This window comes from Acidovorax sp. (assembly GCF_046339755.1).
Taxonomy (GTDB): Bacteria; Pseudomonadota; Gammaproteobacteria; order Burkholderiales; family Burkholderiaceae_C; genus Acidovorax.
Map to the genome: position 1 here is coordinate 1 of NZ_JBKDTZ010000231.1, position 4,661 is coordinate 4,661.

3 protein-coding genes are annotated in these 4,661 nt (G+C 64.9%); 1 reads left to right on the forward strand and 2 read right to left on the reverse strand.

Going from position 1 to position 4,661, the window contains the following annotated elements; genetic code table 11:
* The coding region (locus ACK59X_RS19455) for a HAMP domain-containing protein (protein WP_409959892.1) at positions 1-1,512 on the reverse strand (1,512 nt) is incomplete at its 3' end.
* 234 nt (positions 1,513-1,746) lie between these two features.
* Entirely contained in the window at positions 1,747-2,826 is a 1,080-nt protein-coding gene (locus ACK59X_RS19460; RefSeq protein ID WP_409959895.1) for a site-specific integrase, read from the reverse strand.
* A 124-nt stretch (positions 2,827-2,950) separates the two neighbouring features.
* On the opposite strand from ACK59X_RS19460, the gene ACK59X_RS19465 reads away from it, so the two are divergent.
* The gene (locus tag ACK59X_RS19465; protein ID WP_409959893.1) at positions 2,951-3,988 is read left to right on the forward strand and encodes a DNA-binding protein; all 1,038 of its coding nucleotides are present in this window, start codon (positions 2,951-2,953) and stop codon (positions 3,986-3,988) included.
* The last annotated feature ends 673 nt before the right edge of the window (positions 3,989-4,661 follow it).

The following is a 4,661-nucleotide window of genomic DNA, read 5'->3' on the forward strand; positions in this document are numbered from 1 at the left end:
TTCGGCGATGTTGCGCACCTGGCCCGTGAGGTTGGACGCCATGAAATTGACGTTGTCGGTCAGGTCCTTCCAGGTGCCGGCGACGCCGGGCACCTGGGCCTGGCCGCCGAGCTTGCCCTCGGTGCCCACCTCGCGCGCCACCCGCGTCACCTCGGACGCGAAGGCGTTGAGCTGGTCGACCATGGTGTTGATGGTCTCCTTGAGCGCCAGGATCTCGCCCTTGACCTCCACCGTGATCTTGGAGGACAGGTCGCCCTTGGCGATGGCCGTGGCCACGCCGGCGATGTTGCGCACCTGGCCCGTGAGGTTGCTGGCCATGGAGTTGACCGAATCGGTTAGGTCCTTCCAGGTGCCGGCGATGCCCGGCACCTGGGCCTGGCCGCCGAGCTTGCCCTCGGTGCCCACCTCGCGCGCCACGCGCGTCACCTCGGACGAGAAGCCGTTGAGCTGGTCCACCATGGTGTTGATGGTTTCCTTGAGCTCCAGGATCTCGCCCTTCACGTCCACCGTGATCTTGCGCGACAGGTCGCCGCGCGCCACGGCCGTGGTCACGGTGGCGATGTTGCGCACCTGCGACGTCAGATTGTTGGCCATGGAGTTGACCGAGTCGGTCAGGTCCTTCCAGGTGCCGGCCACCCCGGGCACCACGGCCTGGCCACCCAACCGGCCATCGGTGCCGACCTCGCGCGCCACGCGCGTCACCTCCGAGGCGAAGGAGCGCAATTGATCGACCATGGTGTTGGTCGCTTCCTTGAGCTGCAGGATCTCGCCGCGCACGTCCACCGTGATCTTCTTGGACAGGTCGCCGTTGGCCACGGCAATCGTCACCTCGGCGATGTTGCGCACCTGCGCCGTGAGGTTGCCGGCCATCTGGTTGACCGACTCGGTCAGGTCCTTCCAGACGCCTGAGACGCCCTTGACCTGGGCCTGGCCGCCGAGCTTGCCCTCGATGCCGACCTCGCGCGCGACCCGCGTCACTTCGGAGGTGAACACCGACAGCTGCTCGATCATGGTGTTGACCAGTTCGGCCGAACGGTGGAACTCCCCTTTGAGCGGCCGGCCATCGACCTGCAGATCCATGGACTGCCCGAGATCCCCCTTGGCCACCGCTCCGATGGTGCGCGCAATCTCGGTGGTCGGGCGCACCAGGTCGTCCACCAGGGTGTTGAGCGCGACCGCCTGCTCCGCCCAACTGCCCTGTGCGGCAGGGGCCGATATGCGCTGCGCCAGCCGGCCTTCCTTGCCGACGGTTTCGTTCAGCCGGGCGACTTCGCCGGTGAAGCCTGCTGCCTGCCGGATCGTCCGGTTGAAAGCCTCGGCGATGCGGCCATCGGTGCTCGGCCAGTCCACCGGCAGCCGCGCCTGGAAATCACCCTCGGCAAAAGCCAGCAGGGCAGACAGGATCTGCCGCGAACGCGCCTCGGCCAGGGGGTCTGCCGCAAAGGCACCCGCAGCGTGGTCGCGTGGCAGGGTCGCCAAGTCCGATGACTCGGATGCTGTGGTCGTCGTCATGGGACTGCACTCGCCTTTCCAATAGCGGTTGAGAGAGACAAAAATCGTGTGCCTGCGCTGGTGCGAGATGAGTGTAGCCCTTTGTAAATTTATTCTTGTAGGAGGCAACCGACACTCAAATCCAGGTGCGCCTGACAGCTTCGACCCGTCTTCAAAGCCACCCCAGGTGCAGCGCGCGGTTCAGTCCGGCTGGTCAAAGTTGCCGTGCACCTGCACACAATCACAGGCCCTTTCCTACACCGCGTGCGGATGGTCCCCATCGAGAAGGGTCGCGCCCTGGCTTTTTGGGGAGATTCTGAAATAGCCCAGAACGCTGGACACACTCCGGTGCCCCGTCATCGCCATGGTGTCCGCCATCGGAACGTTCTGCGCCGCGGCCTCGGTCACGAACCCCGAGCGCAGGGAGTGGGCGGAGAAGTCATTGGGCAGGCCCGCAGCCTGCGCCCGCGCCTGCACGATGTCGCGCACTGCGGCTGCCGAGAGCGCGCCGCCCAGCCTTCCGCCTTTCCAGATGCGCCGAAAGACCGGCCCATCGGCAATGCCCGAAGCGTCGAGCCAGGCCCCCAGGGCCGCGCCGGCCTTGCCTTGCACTGGCTTGTAGTTCTCGGGGCGGTCGGCGCCATCCTGGTTGGTCTTGGAGTGGGCCAGCACGAAGGTGAAGGACGCGGCGCCGCTTCGGCGCAGGTCCTTCATGTCGGCGCCGACGATCTCGGACCGGCGGCGCCCCCCGCTGGCAAATGCGAATAGAAGCAGGGCACGGTCGCGCAAGCCTTTCAAGGTGGAGGTGTCGCAGGTGTCGACCATTGCCATCAACGGGTCCCTGGTCAGTGCATCCTTTTTCCTGGGCAGGTCCCCGCGCTTGCCATAGGCCCGGCGGGTTTTCGCCAACAGCTCACGGACCTTGGCGTCCTGGCAGGGATTTTCAAGTGCATTGAGCTGGTGCGCCTTGGAGAGCACCGCAACCCGGTGCACCAGGGTGTTGAGGGCCATCGGGCCCGTCTTGCCCTTGAAGCCCGCGCCCACGAGCACCGCGTCGATCGCTGGCGGCAGTTCGTGGGCCAGCCCATCGGCCGTGCTGCGCTGCGCGTGATCGACGATGAACTGGAGCACCGCGCTGGGCGGCACGGGCAGCGCAATCGGGCGGCCAAAACGCAGATTGAACCAGGCCGCCCAGTAGCGCAGGGCAGAGCGGTAGCTGGCGAGCGTGTTGGCGGATTCGCCTTCGCGCAGCAGTTCCTCCACCGCCCGCGTTGCGGCATTCGAAAGCATTTCTGGCTGCAGCGCAGGCACGTTGTTGAGTGTTGGAAAGGGCATAGGTAGCCTGAGAAGCTGTTGTTTCACTATTAAATTACATACAATGTATTGTTTGCTACAGATTTGGTGAATTTGTCGCGATAAATATCCTTTATCGTGGGTAATTTTAAGATGGAGCAGGGCCATGCAATCCAGAAGTGTCCGAGGACCGCGCGGCGTGCAGGTGGAAGAGGTGTGGGCGGCGGCGGACGCCGTTCTCGCCCTGGGAGAGCGGCCGACGATTGAGCGCGTGCGGCAGCAACTGGGCCGTGGATCCCCCAACACAGTGGGGCCCATGCTCGATGGCTGGTTTGGCTCCCTGGCCCGCCGGCTTCAAGCGCCCGCGGACGTAGCGGACCCGGTGGCAGATGCCGATCCCGCCTTGCCCGCCCCGGTCATCAGGGCCGCGAAGACCTTGTGGGGCAGGGCGCTCCAGCATGCGAACGAACAGGCTGCCACCCAATTCGCGCAAGCCCGCGCCGGCCTGGAGGCACAGGAGCAAACACTGCGCACCGCCCAGGAGGGGCTGGCGCGGGACCGGCAGCGCCTGGACGACCGCAGTGAGGCCTATGCGGTGGCCATGCAAGCCCGCGACGCCCAGGTTGCCGACCTGGCACGCCAGTCCCAGGAGCTGCAGCAGCAGTTGCAGGCCTGCCAGCAACTGCTGGACAGAGCGCGCGCCGAGGGTGTGCAACTGCGCCAGGCGGCGGATGCAGAGCGGCGGCGCCTGGAGGCCAGAGAGCTGGAACACCAGGCCGAACGATCCCGGCTCGAAGAGCGTACACAGGCCCAGGAGCGCAGGCTCCATGCCGAGGTTGACCGGGCGCGCCAGGAGTCCAGGCGGCTCGCATTGCAGCTCGAGGCGGACGGCAAGAAAGCCGCCAAGGCGCTGGCCGATGCCACGGACAGGGCGCGGGAGCTCGACGCCCATGCAGGCACCCTGCAAGCCGAGAAGGCCAGCCTGTCACAGCAGCTGCAGTCCGCCCGCGAGGAGGCCAGGGGCCTGCAGGCCAAGGTCGACGAGCGCAGCAACGAGCTGTTCGCCGTGCTCAACGAGCTGCGGGACCGGTTGCCACCCAGTTCCACCGGCGAACCGGCAGCGCCCCCCAGGGCTAAAAGGAGCAGAAGCCAGAACAGCCCGAAGCCGGTGCCGCACCGGCCACGGGCAGGCAAGGCGCAATGACGCTGGGGTGAGTCGAACTCAGATCCTGGCGAGCAGTTCAGCCTTCTTCGCTGCGAACTCTTGCTCGGTGAGGATCGCCTTATCCTTCAATCAGCTCATTGGCCAGCGCCTGCATGCGGGCCTTCAACGCGCTGTTGAACAAATCATGGCCGCTGAACTCAGGGTGCGAGAATTGCGCAATCGTGCCATTGCCTCTCTGCAACGCCACAGCAGGAGCCTGACCGCCTGTGGGCTGAAGCCAGTTCGCTGGGGCAGCTTGGCAATGAGTTGCTGAGTGTGGTCCATGGGTTCTGGCGTGGCAGGGTTCATCGGCCCGATCGCGCCAAGTTCCATGCTGACCGCATAGAGGGGCGAGCGGCGTCGGCGCCGAGTGAATACGGGCCGGCGACAGGGTCTGGATGCGGCGCGCAACCCGCTGTTCGGCGCACACTATATTTAACATAATATACATCGTATCTACTAAAGTGCTTTTTGCTCACGCGATGGCTTCTCGGGGTCTCCTCGTTTTCAGTGCAATAAGTGACGGTACGCAAAGCTAGCACTGGCGCGGGGGTGGTCTGGGTAGACCGTTGATTTCATTGACTTTCCTGTTCTCTTTGTAAACGGGTATGGTTGCCTACCACGATTGAGGTTAACGATGCAGGGTTGGAACAAAACGTTTTTTGTGATGCGT